The following is a 15,742-nucleotide window of genomic DNA, read 5'->3' as shown; positions in this document are numbered from 1 at the left end:
AATAATAAATTTTATTTTTTCCCAGCAATAGGCAACCGAGATCTACCTTTACGAGTCTTAGCATTAGTATGAGTCCTTTGCCCTCTCACAGGTAAACCTTTTCTATGTCTCACTCCTCTATAGCATCCCATTTCCACTAAAGATTTTATGTTCATAGCCACTTCTTTTCTGAGCTCACCTTCTATAACATAATTTTGTCTAATGAAACTGCTGATCTTTTCTATATCTTCATCTCGTAATTCTGAAACACGTTTGCGCTTATCAACTTCGCAAGCGTGACAAATTACATTCGCAGTAGCAATACCTATACCATATATATAAGTTAATGCAAAAGGAACACATTTCCTCACTGGAATATTTATGCCTGCAATACGTGCCACTGGTACCTCGATACTTTATTAATAACAACTCTTAATTTATACCATAAAACAACTCAGAGTCAAACCAAATTACAAGAAATTTTACGTTCAATCTCTTGCGTTACCTCATCAACACTCAAATTAGCGTCAATTGTTAATAATTTGCCTTTATAATACTCGCGTAAACCTTTCATTTGAAGGTGATATTCACTTATTCTCTTATTAATTGCAGACATATCAGCATCATCAATTCTTTTCTCTAACTTCGTACTTTTACACTTAGCACAAGTAGTACTCTTAAAAGAAGATATACTATATATACTTTTACAGTCCAAACACGCAAGACGATTTTTTAATCTATCGATTGCAATATTATCGTCAAGCTGCAGCTCAATTACAATATCAACATCTGTACTATATTTCTCCTGCAAAATTTGAGTCAAGAAATGAGCTTGGTTTAAATTTCTCGGAAACCCGTCTAACAAGCAATTACCATCCATTGATGCAAGCTGGTCACGCAATAATCCACATATAATTTCATCTTGAATTAAATTACCAGATTCTACGGTACCCTTTATTTTTTCACCTAACTCACTACTGCTAGATATAATATTCCTTAATAAATCCCCTACTGAAATTAATTTTAAATTATATTTTGCTATTAACAAGCTTGACTGAGTACCTTTACCAGAACCTGGAGGACCAAAAATCGTAATGATCATCTTACTTTCCTCGTTTTAGACTCATATTTCTTTATCCAGCTGTCGTACCTATTCGAAAAAATATAAGATTGTATTTGCACAATAGTATCAGTAATAACGTTCACTATAATCAGCAAGCTCGTTCCACCAAAAATAAATGGTATATCATAATAATATCTCATAACTTCAGGTACGGTACATATAACTACCAAATACGCAGAGCCAATGAATGTCAACTTAAAAACTATATCTTGAAGGTAATCAGAAGTATGTTTCCCAGGCCTTCTACCAGGTATAAAACCACCATTTTTTTTAAGAAAATCTGCGTTTTCCTCTGGATTAAATATAAAATTGGTATAGAAAAAATTAAAAAATACTATCAGCACCAAATAGGCTACAATATATACTACTTTATTTGCCATAAAGTAATTCAAAATAAAATCGGAAAAAGCGTGCCCCTTATAGAAATTTGCAATTGAAATAGGTGTCAATAAAATTGCATTAGCAAAAATGGTTGGTACTACACCAGATAAATTAATCTTCAATGGAATATAAGTAAAATCGTCATTATGTAATCTTTTAAATTGCTTTTTAGGATGTTGAACAATAACCTTTCTATAAGAAGACTCTACAAAAATGACTAAGAGTAGCAGTAAAAAAAACAATATCAAAACAAAAAGGATAATAAATAACGATACGCTACCGTTTTTATTTAACGTTAACAAAGATGACAAAGCGCTGTGTAACTCTGATATTATGCCCGTGAAAATGATTAATGAGATACCATTGCCTATACCGCTAGCGCTGATTCGTTCACCAAGCCATATTAAAAGCATAGTTCCACCTAAAAGGCTAAAAACACCTATTGTACGAAACATAACACCAGGTTCGATTACAACCAATACCCCTTCCCTATTCATCCCTTCCAATCCAACCAAAATTGGAATTGATTGAAATACACAAATTACTATGGTCAGGTAGCGTATATAAGAATTCATCTTTCTACGGCCTGACTCTCCATCATTCTTAACTTCCTTCATTCCTTTAATCGCAGAAGAAAGCAACTGAATAATGATAGAAGCCATTATATATGGCATAACGTTCAATGCTAGAATTGTCATTCTAGCCAATGCACCACCAGAAAATAAATTAAATACTCCAAAAACGCCTGAGCCCTCTTTGGGAAATATATCATTAATTACATCAAGATTAATTCCAGGGATAGGCACATAAGTACCCAAGCGATAGCAAATTAAAGCTATTAGCGTAAAAAATATACGTTTTAATAAATCGCCTTTATATAACAACGTAGGATCCAAGCTATTAAATGCGGATTTATTGCCCATGATTTACGATAGTATTTCCACACTACCACCAACTGAAGCTACAGATTTTTTTGCAGCTTCTGACGCAAAATCAACATGAAACACAAATTTTTCGCTCAACTTACCTTTATTAAGAAGTTTAATTTTATTCTTAATAGACTTTATAAAACCTAATTTATACAGCCTCTCCTTATCTATAACAGAGTCTTTCACTATTTTTTTAGCTTCCATTAAGCGCTGTATATCGCCAACATTAATTATAGAGTATATGTTCCTACGTATAGGCTTAAAACCTCTTTTAGGCAAACGAGTATATATAGACTGTTGTCCACCCTCAAAACCATTTATGGAAACTCCACTTCTAGCCTTTTGCCCTTTATGCCCTCTACCGGATGTTTTACCTTTACCACAACCGATACCTCTACCCAGCAACTTAGGCTTCTTTTTCTTAGATAATTTAGTAAATATAGAGTTTAATTTTACAGCATTATTCATACTTTACCTGTTTCCAACTATCTCGCTAATCTTTTTGCCTCTTTTGCTTGCCACCTGACGAGGAGACAACATACTATCAAAAGCCTTAAACACCGCACATATAACGTTATGAGGATTATTTGATCTAGTAGATTTAGCTACCACATCCTTTATACCTAACACCTCAAAAACTGACCTAACCGCTCCACCAGCAATAATACCTGTTCCGGCTCTTGCGGTTCTTAAAACTATCTCACCAGAACAAAATTTAGCTTTAATATCATGATGCAAAGTTCTACCTTCACGCAAGTACACTCTAATCATCGATTTCTTTGCAGCATTTACAGCTTTGACTCTTGCTTCAGCAACTTCTGCGTGCTTACCTATTCCACATCCTACCCTACCCTTCTCATCGCCAACAACAACCAAAATTGAAAATGAAAATCTTCTACCACCTTTGGTAACCGTTGTTACTCTTCGTACCGAAACTAAAAGCTCTGATAAATCATTATTATTTTGTAAATTCTTTATAGCCATATTCAAACCCTTCTAAAATTCAAATCCAGAACTTCTTAAAGCCTCAGCAAATTGAGAAACTAATCCTGTATATTTATACGCTCCACGATCAAACACTAGCTCTTGTTCTAATTTCAGACCAGATAAGCGCTCAATCATTAAAGAAGAAACCTGTTTTATAGTTTCAGCGTTGACTTTCCCTTTACATACATCCTTAATTTTAGCATCCAAAGTAGAAGCTGAAGTGAGAGTTACTCCTTTTACATCATTAATTAACTGGACATAAAAATGCCTATTAGATTTAAATATGGATATACGCAAACGTTCAGCGCTCTTGTCAAGCTTCGCTCTATTACGCAACTTCCTTTTTTCAGCATTACTTAAAAAATTATATAACCTTCTCATCTTAATTACTTCTTTTTACTTACAACTTTACGCAACATAAATTTACCCTTTATTACAACACCCTTACCTTTATAAGGATCATATTTTCTAATTTTGCATATATCAGACGCCACCATATAGACCTTCTGCTTATCCATACCACTAACTACTAAGTGAGTTGGCTTTATACACTTAATCTCAACATCTTTAGGCACTTTATATTTAACATTATGGCTATAACCAAGATACAAAGTCAAATACTTACCATCACACTCTGCCTTATATCCAACACCGTTAATCTCAAGATTAACAGAAAAACCATCAATCATGCCGTTAATGATATTATTAATATTACTCCTATAAGTGCCCCACATAGGCTTTATTTCATCATAATCATCTTTATCTTGATCAACAGAAAGCAATAGCTGATTATCAACAATCCGGCACACAACATCACTGATTAAGCTAACTTCTTTTTCAGCCTTAGCGCTCTTTATTAACACACTACCATTATTATATTCAACTGAAACACCAGCAGGAATATTGATAGGAGCAGCACCTATACGAGACATGAATTTCTCCTATTATTTAAAACACACGACACAAAACTTCTCCACCAACCTTTAACTTATGTGCATTATAATCAGTCATCACTCCTTTGGGTGTCGATATAATAAAAACACCAAGACCATTATATGCTTTAGAAATGTCCTTATACTTAGAATAACGACGACAACCAGGCTTTGACACCCTAACTATGTCACTAATTACAGGTGACTTCTCATAATACTTCAATTTTACAATGAAAGAAGGTAAATTATCTACAACTTGCTTTTCATAATCAAGGATATACCCTTCATCTTTTAAAATCTTCAGTATAGAAGAATTCACTTTAGAAAACAACACTCTTGTTGTTCTATGCATTGCTAATTGAGCATTACGTATCCTTGTTAAAAAATCACCAATACTATCAGATAACGCCACAATATACTCCTTATATTATATTCACCAACTAGACTTTGTAACTCCTGGAACTTGCCCAAAAGAACATAAATCACGCAAAACAATTCTACATAAACCAAATTTTCTATATACTCCTCTTGGTCTCCCAGTTAAAGCACACCTATTTCTAATTTTGGTTTTAGAAGAATTTCTAGGCAATTTTTTAATTAATTTATTTTGAGCTGTAAACCTTTCTACAATAGACAAATTCTTATCATTTATTATAGATTTCAATTTTTCTCTTTTTTCTTTATATTGATCGCACAGCTTTATTCTGCGAAGATTTCTTTCTATCATAGATTTTTTTGCCATATATTTCTCCTCTCAATTAATCAAAAAAAGGAAATTTAAGAGCCAGTAATAATTCCTTTGCTTCCTTATCACTAACTGCACTTGTTATAATATTAATATCCATACCTCTAATTTTACTTATTTTATCATAGTCTATTTCTAAAAACGAGATATGTTCCTTTATACCAAAGGAAAAATTACCATTACCGTCAAATTGCTTCACACTAAATCCTCTAAAATCTTTTTCCCTTGGCAAAGCAATATATATCAATCTTTCTAAAAACTCATACATTTTATCTCTACGCAAAGTTACTTTGCAACCTACTGTAGCACCTTTTCTGATCTTGAAGCCAGAAATAGATTTTTTTGCAAAAGTTGATAAAGGCTTCTGCCCAGCAATCAAATATAGGCTATCAAGTGGTTCATTTATTGCTTTACTATCTGTAGCAGCATCTCCAACGCCCATATTGATACACACCTTGACAAGTTTAGGCACTTGCATTATATTGCCGTAATTAAACTTATCCTTTAAGGACTTTACTATGCTATCTTTATACAATTCTTTAAACATATCAACCTAATCTATCACTTCTCCAGAAACTTTTGCAAAACGCACTTTTCTACCGTCTATAACCTTAAACCCCACTCTAGTTGGAGTTTTATATTTAGGGTCCAATGTTGCAACGTTGGATATATCAATAGCTGACTCTTTATTTAATATACCACCACTACTACCAGCTTTTGGTTTAGTGTGTCTCTTATGTACATTTACCCCAGAAACAATTACCTTTCTTTTAGCATCACATGCCACAACTTTAATCACTTTACCAATTTTTCCCTTATCTCTACCAGTTAAAACTATAACGTCGTCACCACTTTTTATTTTAGCACTCATTATAAAACCTCAACAGCTAATGACATTATCTTCATAAAAGAACCAGATGATAACTTTTTTACCGGACCAAATACCCGAGTGCCAAGTGGTTCACCTTGATCGTTAATCAAAACTACAGCATTGCTAGAAAAACGAATTACAGAACCATCAGATTTTCTAATAGGGCTTTTCACCCTCACCACAACTGCTCTATATACTTTTCCCTTCTCAACCTTCCCTCTTGGAGTAATAGATTTAGTAGATACAATAACTGTGTCACCTATAGATGCAGACTTTCTACCACCCAATAAACCAATACAAAGCACTGCACGCGCACCAGAATTATCAGCTACTTCCAACAATGTATTTTTTTGAATCATATAAATATCCTATTCAATGTGAGCTATTAACAACAACCCATTTTTTAGTAATAGAAATAGGCTTGTGTTCTTGTATTAAAACCTTGTCCCCTTCTTTACAACTATTATTCTCATCATGTGCTGTATACTTCTTGTATTTTTTTATAACCTTTTTATACAGCTCATCCTTATACACTTGTAATACCGAAACCTTTACAGTTTTATCACATTTAGTCTTAATTACAGTACCACAAAAAACCTTCTTAGGCATTCTTTTCCTCTCCTTTTCTTTCATTTAATGCAGTTAGAATACGAGCTATGCTCTTTTTTATCAAACCAAAACGCGAAATATTGTTGCACTGGCCTAACTTTTTTTGAAAAACCAAATTAACAAACTCTTTTCTCAAATTTACAAGAATTTCATGCAATTCTTGTGAGGATTTTGACCTAATGTCAGCTATATCCATTGCAACTCCATTTAATTATGATTAGATACAAATTTACACTTCATAGGAAGCTTAGCGGTTGCCTTTTCAAGCGCCAATTTTGCTAAATGCATGGGAACATCACTGCTAATTTCAAACAACATTCTACCGGGCTTAGCTTTAAATACCCAAAATTCAACACTACCTTTCCCTTTACCCATACGCACATCTGCCGGCTTTTTACTAACAGGGGTATCAGGAAAAATTCTTATCCACACTTTACCAGAGCGTTTTAATGTTCTAGATATTACACGCCTTGCAGTTTCAATATGCTTAGACTGAACCCTACCAGCTTCCATAGCCTTTAGACCATAATCTCCAAAAGATAGCGTACTACCACCTTTCGTGTTACCCTTAATTCGTCCTTTAAATACTTTTTTATATTTACTTTTTTTGGGAACAAACATTTCAATATACCTAATTAGTTACCAATATAAACCCAGACCTTAACTCCTATGATGCCATATATAGTTTTTGCTTCACAAAAAGCATAATCTATATTAGCACGTAAAGTATGCAAAGGCAAACGACCTTCTTTATACCATTCAGTACGAGCTATCTCAGCTCCGCCAAGGCGCCCAGAACAACTTACTTTAATACCTCTAGCACCCATCCTCAAACAACTTTGAATAGCTTTTTTCATCGCTCTTCTAAATGAAACCCTTTTTTCTAACTGTTGTGCAATGCTGCTTGATATTAAAACTGCATCTATTTCAGACCTTTTAACCCCTACTACATTCACTTCTACATTATTTTTTACTTTTTCAGCTATTTTTTGCTTTATCTTCTCAATATCTGAGCCTTTCTTACCTATTATCACTCCAGGTCTAGAAGAATGTATTATTACAGACACCAAATCGATCGTACGCTCTATAATTACTTTAGAAACACCAGCATGCTTAAAAGATTCATTTATATAACTGCGAATAGATAAATCTTGATGCAACCCTTGTTTATAACCCTTCTCAGCATACCAAATAGATGACCAAGTATTAATTATTTTTAACCTAAATCCTTTAGGATTAACGTTTCCCATACTTTTGCACTTTCCTTATTAATTTTCTATTTTTATGAATCATATAATTTCCCCCAATTTTACAGTTATATTACTATAACGTTTACTAACTCTATTAGCTCTACCCATAGCTTTTGGACATACCCTACGCAAAGTAAGAGACTTACCTATTAAAATTTCTTTTATATATAAATTATCGATATCCAATCCATAATTATATTGAGCATTAGCAATCGCAGAATTTAATACCTTCCTTATAAGACCCGCAGCTTTCTTTTCACAAAATCTTAATTGCACAGTGGCAAAAGAAACTTTTTTATTACGTACTAAACCAGCAACCAAATTCAATTTACGAGGAGTTGATTTTAAAACCCTAGAACCAGCTTTAACTATTACATCTCTGTTTTTCATATCAATTACCTTCTTGTCGCCTTTTTATCACCACTATGCCCAGTAAATTTACGAGTGGGCGAAAATTCACCAAATTTATGACCTATCATATTCTGATCATTAACATTAACAGGAATGTAATCCTTACCATTATAAACAGCAAACTTTAAACCTAAACAATTAGGAAGAATTACAGAAGCCCTGGAATGAACTTTTATAGCCATGTTAACAAACCCCTTGTTTAAAGCATTATTCACCGACTTTAATATAGAAGGATGACAAAAAGGAGGCTTCCACGCAGATCTACTCATAAACTAACCTTTCAATTGTTTTATATACTTATCACTAGATTTATTTTTCCTCCGAGTTTTCTTTCCTTTTGTTGCAACACCCCAAGGAGTAACAGGATGACGACCACCAGAGGTTTTTCCTTCCCCACCTCCATGAGGATGGTCAACCGGATTCATCGCAACCCCACGCACAGTAGGTCTAATTCCAAGCCACCTACTTCTTCCAGCTTTACCCAGCTTTCTATTCTTATGGTCAGGGTTAGATACTACACCAATAGTAGCCTTGCAAGAAGATAAAATCAACCTAATTTGACCAGACCTGAGTCGTAATAAAACATATTGGCCATCACGACCAACGATTTGCGCATAACAACCAGCAGCTCTAGCAATCGCAGCACCATTACCTGGTTTCAGCTCAACATTATGAACGAAAGAACCAACAGGTATATACTTGAGTAGCAAACAATTCCCTGGTAAAATATCAGCATCATTTCCAGCTGTAACAACATCACCAGGCTTCATACCTTGAGGAGCTAATATATAAGACTTAATATCATCTTCCTTATATGATATTAACGCTAAAAACCCACTTCTATTTGGATCATACTCTATTTTTTCAACTATACCCTGACCACTTCTATTACGCTTAAAATCTATAACTCTATACTTCTTTTTGTGACCACCACCCCTATGACGAGTTGTAATTCTACCATAATTATTTCTTCCACCACTGGACTTTTTACCGGATGTAAGAGACTTTTCTGGCTCATCTTTTGATAAACCAACTTTACTTACTAACACAGTCCCACGAGAAGACGGAGTAACAGGATTAAAAAATTTCATACCCATATTAAACGCTCATTATATCTAATTTTTGACCATCTATCAAAGAAAAATAAACTTTCTTTTTCTGTTTTTCACAACCAATCACACCCCTGAAACGCCTATATTTAGGCTTAATTCTAACAACATTTATAGAAGAAATTTTAACATCAAATAGAGACTCTATTGCCAACTTTATTTGACGCTTATTTACATTTACAAAAACATACAAAGAATATTTATTAAACTTCTCCCTCAAAAAAGAGGCCTTTTCTGTAATTATAGGAGATTTTATTATATCATTATATTTGATCATAACAATCTACCTTCAAGATGCTTTAAAGTATCCTTTGTCAACATCACGCATTCGTGATTCAATATATCAAAGACATTTAACCCAATAGGTTTGATTAAGTCTACATAATGCAAGTTTCTAACAGCACGCAACAAATCATCTCCATAATCACCAACTATCAAAAAGGAAGAAAATTTAAAATTTTTAATACATTTACACATTTCAGACGTTTTCTTCACATCAATATTTAAATTATCCAGAATAATCACTTGATTATTTAAATACTTTAGAGATAAAGCAATTTTTAAACCAAATTTGCGTACCTTCTTATTAAGAGAATAACTATGACTCCTCACAACAGGGCCGAAAATAATCCCACCACCTCTAAATTGAGGAGATCGCAAGCTCCCTTGTCTTGCCCTACCGGTACGTTTTTGACCATAAGGTTTAGCTGTTGTACCAGAGACATCACTGATACCTTTTGTTTTATGAGTACCAGCTCTTCTCTTCGCTAATTGCCATCTCACTATATCATGCAAAATACTCAATTTTTGCTTAGCAGAAAATATCAAAGGATTGAGCTGAGCAGTACCTACATTATTATTAGATAGATTAACTAAATTACATTCCATAACTAACTCACCAAATTACTAGCATCATCATTTACATCTAACAGTAGACCTATCGGAAAAGGAACATCTTTATGTAAAGATTTTTTAACTGCATCTCTTACAAAAACATAGGAATTTTTAAACCCAGGAACATTATTACCCTTCACAGCAATTATACTATTTTCATGATCAATGGATAATATCTTCATATTTTGTGCAGTTATTCTGCTGTTACCTAAATGACCAGCCATTTTCTTTCCTTTAAATACTCTACCAGGATCCTGACATTGACCAGTAGAACCTTGTGATCTGTGAGCAATAGAAACACCATGAGATGCCCTAAGCCCACTGAAGTTATGCCGCTTCATCACACCAGCAAATCCTTTACCTATAGAATAACCCGTAATATCAAGATATTGACCAACCACAAAATGATTGATTCCCACTTTTTTACCACATTCTATTCCCGACAGGTCATTTAATCTACTTTCGTATAACTTACATTTATTATTTATACCCTTTTTCTTTAAATATTCCAACTGAGGTTTTGCTATATTTTTAAAATCTCCTGTGCCTAAAATGACTGAATTATAGCCACATTTATCTTGTCCTTTTATATCAATAATATAAGTTTCGCTGAGATGCAATAAAGTTACAGCCATGCGACTATTGTCAGAATACATAGCAGTATGACCAATATTCATCATTAGTAAACCAATTCTCCTCAGCGAATTTATTCTCTTCATTTCCTTCTCCTAAACCTTAACTTCCTTGACTTTTAAATCCACTTCTACGCCAGCAGAAAAAGATAAACCTGTAAGCATCTGCATCATAGTAGGAGTAAGATCATGTAAAACAATCAAACGCCTAGAAGTTCTTATTTCAAACTGTTCACGAGATTTTTTATCAACATGAGGAGATCTATTAACAATAAATTTAGAATCTTTTCTTGGCAACGCAATCGGACCAGATAATTTTGCACTGGACCGCTTTAATTCATCAACAAATTTTCGAACACACTCCTCCAATAAAGAACAATCGAAAGCCTTAATGTTAATATATATATCTTGCTTCATCTTAGTTACTACACTCACTCCAAAATCTCAGAAACAACACCAGAACCAACAGTTCTACCGCCTTCTCTTATCGCAAAACGCAATCCCTTATCCATTGCTATCGGTACTTGCAATTCTACTTCTACACTCACATTATCTCCTGGCATTACCATCTCCTTCCCATCTAGCAATTTTATGCTCCCAGTTACATCCGTTGTCCTTAAATAAAACTGTGGCTGGTAATTCGCAAAAAATGGTGTATGCCTTCCTCCTTCCTCTTTCTTTAATATATAAACCTCCGCCTTAAACTTTCTATGCGGCGTTATCGTCCCCGGTTTTGCTAATACTTGCCCTCTCTCCACTTCTTCTCTTTTTGTTCCTCTTAACAATATTCCTACATTGAGTCCTGCACTTCCCTTATCCAGCAACTTCTTAAACATTTCTACACCTGTGCATATCGTCTTTTGCGTCTCCTTCAGACCTATTATCTCTATCTCTTCTCCCGTCTTTATCTCTCCCTTCTCTATTCTTCCTGTTACCACCGTCCCTCGCCCCGATATCGAAAATACATCTTCGATTGGCAATAAAAATGGTAAATCCACAGGCCTTGGTGGAACCGCCACATATTCATCTAACTTTTCCATCAATTTGTCTATTGATTTCTTTCCATATTCGCCGCTGTCATCCTCCAGCGCCTTGAGTGCTGACCCAACTACCACAGGCACTTCATCCCCTGGAAATCCGTATTTACTCAGCAATTCCCTCACTTCCATTTCTACTAAATCTATCATATCAGCATCAGCAACATCAGCTTTATTTATATACACCACGATATATCCAACACCTACCTGCTTCGCCAGCAATATATGCTCTCTCGTTTGTGGCATTGGCCCATCAACTCCCGACACTACCAATATCGCTGCATCCATCTGTGCTGCACCTACTATCATATTCTTTACATAGTCAGCATGTCCAGGACAATCAACGTGTGCATAATGCCTTTTTTCCGTCTGATACTCAACATGCGCTGTTGCTATCGTTATCCCCCTCTTCCTTTCTTCTGGCGCTTTATCTATCTGATCGTACGCTACAAAATTTCCATAATGCTTTGTTATCGCCGCTGTTAACGTTGTCTTCCCATGATCCACATGTCCTATTGTTCCCACATTTACATGCGGCTTTCCAAATGCTTCCACTACTGCTGTCATAATTTAAACTTTTCTACCTAAAATACAAATACATCAATAAATAATATGTTGATTTTATAAAAATACAACAAAAAAAAGAGCGGATAGTGGGAATCGAACCCACGTCACTAGCTTGGAAGGCTAGAGCTCTACCATTGAGCTATACCCGCACAATGGAGGAGGTAGGATTCGAACCTACGTACGCAATGCGGACAGATTTACAGTCTGTTACCTTTAACCACTCGGTCACTCCTCCACAAAAATTTGTTAAGAGAACGCTATTTTAGTACCTTAACTCAAGCTTTTATTGTATTTAATACTAAACGCCTAAAATTAAAAAATCAAGCAATAAAACCTACCCTGATTAAAATCATGCAGATTTCATTTTATACAACACAATATTGTCAATAAAACGTCTAAACAAATAATGCGAATCATGCGTACCTGGCGCTTCTTCTGGATGATATTGCACAGAAAAGACTAGGTAATCCTTCATCATTATTCCCTCTACACTATTATCAAATAGAGAAATGTGAGTAATTTTAACATTACTTGGAAGAGAAGCTGAATCAACAACGAAACCATGATTTTGGCTAGTGATCTCAACTTTTCCACTACTTACATCATAAACTGGATGGTTACTCCCTCGGTGACCAATATCCATCTTGATGGTCTTTGCCCCCAAAGTAATCGCAAGTAATTGATGGCCCATGCATATGCCAAAAATTGGTATTTTAGATTTTATAATAATGTCTATTTCTGAAACTACACTTTCTCCTATTTCTTGCGGATCACCAGGACCATTTGAAAGCACTATACCATCTGGATTCATACTCAACACTTTTTGAGCAAAACCTGTGCTTGGTCTGATTAATTCAACTGTACAACCAAGTTCTATTAAGCGTGAAACTATACTGATTTTTACGCCAAAATCAACGATTACAACCCTATATTTTGCATTAAGGTCACTTTTAAAATTACTATGCAAGCTAACTTTATTGGTTATTTCCATCCCATTTACAGGTTTGTATTTCTTCAATTCATCCAACACATACGTCTCGCTTGACGGGCATATCATTCCATTTTGAGATCCATGTTCTCTCAAATGTCTCGTTAAAGCTCTAGTATCAACTCCTGATATCCCAATCACGTTATTTTTCTCTAACCAATCATTTAAACTGATATATGAAGAAGGGTGGGACATAGAAGAAAGTTCACGCATAACCACACCACTTGCAAAAATTTTCTTTCCTTCATTATCTTTATGGTTTATTCCAATGTTACCAATATGAGGAAAAGTGAACGTTATAATTTGATCAGCAAAAGAAGGATCAGTTATAGTATGCTGATAACCGGTCATACCAGTGGTAAAACAGACCTCACCTATGCACTTGCCTTTTTTACCTACTGATTTTCCCCAAAAGCACTTGCCATCTTGTAAAATTAAAACTGCGTCCTGCACTTCATTATCTATTTAACTGATTCAAAACAGTATACAAGAATTTTAAATAATACGTAACTCTTTCTAAAATTCCAAATTTAACCACGAGGCGGCGAAGAACAATATGAAAAAAATTTTTAACGCGCCCTTTCATAAAATATGTTGACTATCTCCGTATTTTATATTAGGTATACTCCGGCAGTTATGAAATGGAGGTTTATTATGTCAAATGAAATCCAACCTAAAAATAAGTTACTAATTGTAGGAGCTGGCTTACTATTCTTTGCAATGGTGTTCCCATCATTTTTTCTCTTAGCAAAAATAGCCATAGGATTAGCTATGATCGCAATTGCAACAATCGTGGTAAAAATTTTCTCAAAAACAATATCAAACGTTCTTGAAAAAGAAAAAGTAGATCAGAATCAGGCAGCACAACAAACAACACAAAGTAAAATTATAAACCTAGCTATTGGATTAACATTTATATTTGCAGGAGGATTATCAATGCTCATTATAGCAAAAACTGGCTTAATTGCAGCATGTGCAGCTATAACTGCTTTAGCTCTACACGAATATGTTAAAAATGAAGAAATAGGAAAAAAGATAAATGATAAATTCGATAAGGTAGCTGACGATACAATCAATTTTATTGTTAGCAGTGTTGAAAAACTTATTCCAACAAAGCCGCCAGGCATAACAGCCTAAACTGTCTCCGTTCAGCAGAGTGGTTTAAGAAACAATAGATAGAAGGTTTTGAAAAGGGGCTAGCTTCCTTTTTATGTCCATCTTGAGGAACTTCTTGTACAATTAATTTTCTTGCGAAATATTCTGTGATGAATCTAACATTATACCCCCTTTAATTTTTAGATAAAAATAACATATTTTAATATCAGTGTATTGTAAAGCTAAAATTTAGGTGTATTGAAAAATAATTAACCTAACTTATAACTTGCACCTTTATCAGCTTGTTAGGTAGAATTATTAAAGAACTAGTTGAACAGACGTTATCAACTCCATCCACAAGTTCTCCGTTTGTTACTCCAGTTGCAATGAACACTGATTCACCTCTTGCCATATCTTTTATGGTGTAGATTTTTTCTGGATCGTGAATGTTCAAATTTTTTGCTCTTTCTCTTAACTGATCCGTGTCAAGTACTAATCTTCCCTCCATCTGTCCGCCGATTGAGCTTAGCGCTGCAGCCGCAAGCACCCCTTCTGGTGCTCCTCCTATACCGATATACATATCGTGATTGCCATTTACTAGTGAAACTACGGCCGCAACATCACCATCATCTATTAGTTTAACTTTTGCTCCTAACTTCCTGATTTTCAATATTAATTCATCATGCCTTTCACGTTTAAGTACAGTTACCACGAGATCATTTACTTTGCATTTTTTTGCCTTGGCTAAATTGTCTAGATTCTTTTCAATGCTATTTTTTAGTGAGACTACACCCTCTGGAAGATTTTTTCCTACTGCTATCTTTTCCATATAAACATCAGGTGCATGTAAAAAATTACCTTTTTTCGTTGCAGCAAGAACGGACATTGCCCCCTGTTTGTAGTGAGCGCAAATTGTGGTACCCTCAAGTGGGTCAACAGCAATGTCGATTTCAGGACCATTTCCAGTGCCAACCTTCTCGCCAATATATAGCATCGGCGCTTCATCTCTCTCACCTTCACCAATTACGATAGTACCATTTATTTCCATTGAATTTAACACTGTTCGCATTGCATCAACTGCAACCTGATCAGCCTTTTTTTCATCCCCAAAGCCTGCTAGTTTATATGCAGCAAGCGCCGCAGCTTCGGTCACTTTAACTAATTTACAGGCTAAATCTTCCATCATTTGCTTCAAGAACTATA

Annotated in this window: 27 protein-coding genes and 2 tRNA genes; 1 reads left to right on the top strand and 28 read right to left on the bottom strand. The window is 34.7% G+C overall.

From position 1 onward, the window contains the following. Window positions 1-11 precede the first annotated feature (11 nt). The 27 genes from rpsM to carA all read right to left on the bottom strand — a co-directional run bounded on the left by rpsM (window position 12) and on the right by carA (window position 13,897). The gene (gene rpsM, locus ABWU69_RS03020) at window positions 12-380 is read right to left on the bottom strand and encodes a 30S ribosomal protein S13 (RefSeq protein WP_007550179.1); all 369 of its coding nucleotides are present in this window, start codon (window positions 378-380) and stop codon (window positions 12-14) included. A gap of 59 nt (window positions 381-439) precedes the next feature. Next, window positions 440-1,081, bottom strand: a complete 642-nt coding sequence (locus ABWU69_RS03015) for an adenylate kinase family protein (protein WP_353285372.1) — start codon at window positions 1,079-1,081, stop codon at window positions 440-442. Next, window positions 1,078-2,406 (bottom strand): preprotein translocase subunit SecY, encoded by a 1,329-nt coding sequence (gene secY / locus ABWU69_RS03010; protein WP_265035465.1) that lies wholly within the window; start codon window positions 2,404-2,406, stop codon window positions 1,078-1,080. Before secY ends, ABWU69_RS03015 begins: the two co-directional genes overlap by 4 nt. Window positions 2,407-2,409: 3 nt before the next feature. After that, window positions 2,410-2,880: a 50S ribosomal protein L15 gene (rplO, locus tag ABWU69_RS03005; protein WP_265025661.1), complete on the bottom strand. Its 471-nt coding sequence runs from the start codon at window positions 2,878-2,880 to the stop codon at window positions 2,410-2,412. A 3-nt stretch (window positions 2,881-2,883) separates the two neighbouring features. Further along, window positions 2,884-3,396: a 30S ribosomal protein S5 gene (gene rpsE, locus ABWU69_RS03000; protein ID WP_265035464.1), complete on the bottom strand. Its 513-nt coding sequence runs from the start codon at window positions 3,394-3,396 to the stop codon at window positions 2,884-2,886. Between the two features lie 12 nt (window positions 3,397-3,408). Then, a complete protein-coding gene (gene rplR, locus ABWU69_RS02995) occupies window positions 3,409-3,780 on the bottom strand; it encodes a 50S ribosomal protein L18 (protein WP_265035463.1) in 372 nt (123 codons plus the stop codon). Between the two features lie 5 nt (window positions 3,781-3,785). After that, entirely contained in the window at window positions 3,786-4,331 is a 546-nt protein-coding gene (gene rplF / locus ABWU69_RS02990) for a 50S ribosomal protein L6 (RefSeq protein ID WP_265025664.1), read from the bottom strand. 16 nt (window positions 4,332-4,347) lie between these two features. Next, window positions 4,348-4,743, bottom strand: coding sequence for a 30S ribosomal protein S8 (rpsH, locus tag ABWU69_RS02985; RefSeq protein WP_353285371.1), 396 nt, complete (start codon window positions 4,741-4,743; stop codon window positions 4,348-4,350). Window positions 4,744-4,764: 21 nt separating this feature from the next. After that, a complete protein-coding gene (gene rpsN / locus ABWU69_RS02980; RefSeq protein WP_265025667.1) occupies window positions 4,765-5,073 on the bottom strand; it encodes a 30S ribosomal protein S14 in 309 nt (102 codons plus the stop codon). Window positions 5,074-5,089: 16 nt separating this feature from the next. Beyond that, window positions 5,090-5,623 carry a 50S ribosomal protein L5 gene (gene rplE / locus ABWU69_RS02975; RefSeq protein ID WP_010962750.1) on the bottom strand — a complete coding sequence of 178 codons (534 nt, stop codon included), beginning with the start codon at window positions 5,621-5,623 and terminating at the stop codon, window positions 5,090-5,092. A 6-nt stretch (window positions 5,624-5,629) separates the two neighbouring features. After that, a complete protein-coding gene (gene rplX / locus ABWU69_RS02970) occupies window positions 5,630-5,947 on the bottom strand; it encodes a 50S ribosomal protein L24 (protein ID WP_410541784.1) in 318 nt (105 codons plus the stop codon). Next, a complete protein-coding gene (gene rplN / locus ABWU69_RS02965; protein ID WP_006279348.1) occupies window positions 5,947-6,306 on the bottom strand; it encodes a 50S ribosomal protein L14 in 360 nt (119 codons plus the stop codon). Before rplN ends, rplX begins: the two co-directional genes overlap by 1 nt. A 13-nt stretch (window positions 6,307-6,319) precedes the next feature. After that, window positions 6,320-6,556, bottom strand: a complete 237-nt coding sequence (rpsQ, locus tag ABWU69_RS02960) for a 30S ribosomal protein S17 (RefSeq protein WP_265035462.1) — start codon at window positions 6,554-6,556, stop codon at window positions 6,320-6,322. Then, on the bottom strand, window positions 6,549-6,752 hold the full coding sequence (gene rpmC / locus ABWU69_RS02955) for a 50S ribosomal protein L29 (RefSeq protein WP_264329102.1): 204 nt from the start codon (window positions 6,750-6,752) through the stop codon (window positions 6,549-6,551). The genes rpsQ and rpmC overlap by 8 nt, the downstream gene beginning before the upstream one ends. Window positions 6,753-6,763: 11 nt before the next feature. Continuing rightward, window positions 6,764-7,177 (bottom strand): 50S ribosomal protein L16, encoded by a 414-nt coding sequence (rplP, locus tag ABWU69_RS02950; protein WP_265035460.1) that lies wholly within the window; start codon window positions 7,175-7,177, stop codon window positions 6,764-6,766. Window positions 7,178-7,191: 14 nt separating this feature from the next. Beyond that, window positions 7,192-7,806 carry a 30S ribosomal protein S3 gene (rpsC, locus tag ABWU69_RS02945; RefSeq protein ID WP_265025672.1) on the bottom strand — a complete coding sequence of 205 codons (615 nt, stop codon included), beginning with the start codon at window positions 7,804-7,806 and terminating at the stop codon, window positions 7,192-7,194. Window positions 7,807-7,845: 39 nt separating this feature from the next. After that, on the bottom strand, window positions 7,846-8,196 hold the full coding sequence (rplV, locus tag ABWU69_RS02940; RefSeq protein WP_164224758.1) for a 50S ribosomal protein L22: 351 nt from the start codon (window positions 8,194-8,196) through the stop codon (window positions 7,846-7,848). Window positions 8,197-8,201: 5 nt separating this feature from the next. Then, entirely contained in the window at window positions 8,202-8,486 is a 285-nt protein-coding gene (rpsS, locus tag ABWU69_RS02935; protein ID WP_006279181.1) for a 30S ribosomal protein S19, read from the bottom strand. Window positions 8,487-8,489: 3 nt separating this feature from the next. Continuing rightward, window positions 8,490-9,314, bottom strand: a complete 825-nt coding sequence (gene rplB / locus ABWU69_RS02930) for a 50S ribosomal protein L2 (RefSeq protein ID WP_265035458.1) — start codon at window positions 9,312-9,314, stop codon at window positions 8,490-8,492. Window position 9,315: 1 nt separating this feature from the next. Next, a complete protein-coding gene (locus ABWU69_RS02925) occupies window positions 9,316-9,603 on the bottom strand; it encodes a 50S ribosomal protein L23 (RefSeq protein ID WP_265025675.1) in 288 nt (95 codons plus the stop codon). Then, window positions 9,600-10,214 carry a 50S ribosomal protein L4 gene (gene rplD / locus ABWU69_RS02920; RefSeq protein ID WP_265035456.1) on the bottom strand — a complete coding sequence of 205 codons (615 nt, stop codon included), beginning with the start codon at window positions 10,212-10,214 and terminating at the stop codon, window positions 9,600-9,602. The genes ABWU69_RS02925 and rplD overlap by 4 nt, the downstream gene beginning before the upstream one ends. A gap of 2 nt (window positions 10,215-10,216) precedes the next feature. Next, entirely contained in the window at window positions 10,217-10,939 is a 723-nt protein-coding gene (gene rplC, locus ABWU69_RS02915) for a 50S ribosomal protein L3 (protein WP_265035454.1), read from the bottom strand. A 9-nt stretch (window positions 10,940-10,948) separates the two neighbouring features. Beyond that, window positions 10,949-11,269, bottom strand: a complete 321-nt coding sequence (gene rpsJ / locus ABWU69_RS02910; protein ID WP_065094535.1) for a 30S ribosomal protein S10 — start codon at window positions 11,267-11,269, stop codon at window positions 10,949-10,951. 14 nt (window positions 11,270-11,283) lie between these two features. Beyond that, on the bottom strand, window positions 11,284-12,456 hold the full coding sequence (tuf, locus tag ABWU69_RS02905) for an elongation factor Tu (protein WP_265025679.1): 1,173 nt from the start codon (window positions 12,454-12,456) through the stop codon (window positions 11,284-11,286). A gap of 78 nt (window positions 12,457-12,534) precedes the next feature. Then, window positions 12,535-12,605 (bottom strand) — tRNA-Gly (locus ABWU69_RS02900). 4 nt (window positions 12,606-12,609) lie between these two features. Further along, window positions 12,610-12,691, bottom strand: a tRNA-Tyr gene (locus ABWU69_RS02895). Window positions 12,692-12,805: 114 nt separating this feature from the next. Next, the gene (gene carA, locus ABWU69_RS02890) at window positions 12,806-13,897 is read right to left on the bottom strand and encodes a glutamine-hydrolyzing carbamoyl-phosphate synthase small subunit (RefSeq protein ID WP_265035452.1); all 1,092 of its coding nucleotides are present in this window, start codon (window positions 13,895-13,897) and stop codon (window positions 12,806-12,808) included. 201 nt (window positions 13,898-14,098) lie between these two features. On the opposite strand from carA, the gene ABWU69_RS02885 reads away from it, so the two are divergent. After that, a complete protein-coding gene (locus ABWU69_RS02885) occupies window positions 14,099-14,581 on the top strand; it encodes a hypothetical protein (RefSeq protein ID WP_265035450.1) in 483 nt (160 codons plus the stop codon). Between the two features lie 232 nt (window positions 14,582-14,813). On the opposite strand, the gene glpX is transcribed toward ABWU69_RS02885, so the two are convergent. Further along, the gene (gene glpX / locus ABWU69_RS02880; RefSeq protein ID WP_265035644.1) at window positions 14,814-15,722 is read right to left on the bottom strand and encodes a class II fructose-bisphosphatase; all 909 of its coding nucleotides are present in this window, start codon (window positions 15,720-15,722) and stop codon (window positions 14,814-14,816) included. Between the last annotated feature and the right edge of the window lie 20 nt (window positions 15,723-15,742).

This window comes from Wolbachia endosymbiont (group A) of Beris morrisii, assembly GCF_964028185.1.
Classification (GTDB): Bacteria; Pseudomonadota; Alphaproteobacteria; order Rickettsiales; family Anaplasmataceae; genus Wolbachia.
This window is presented reverse-complemented; position numbering and strand designations above follow the sequence as displayed.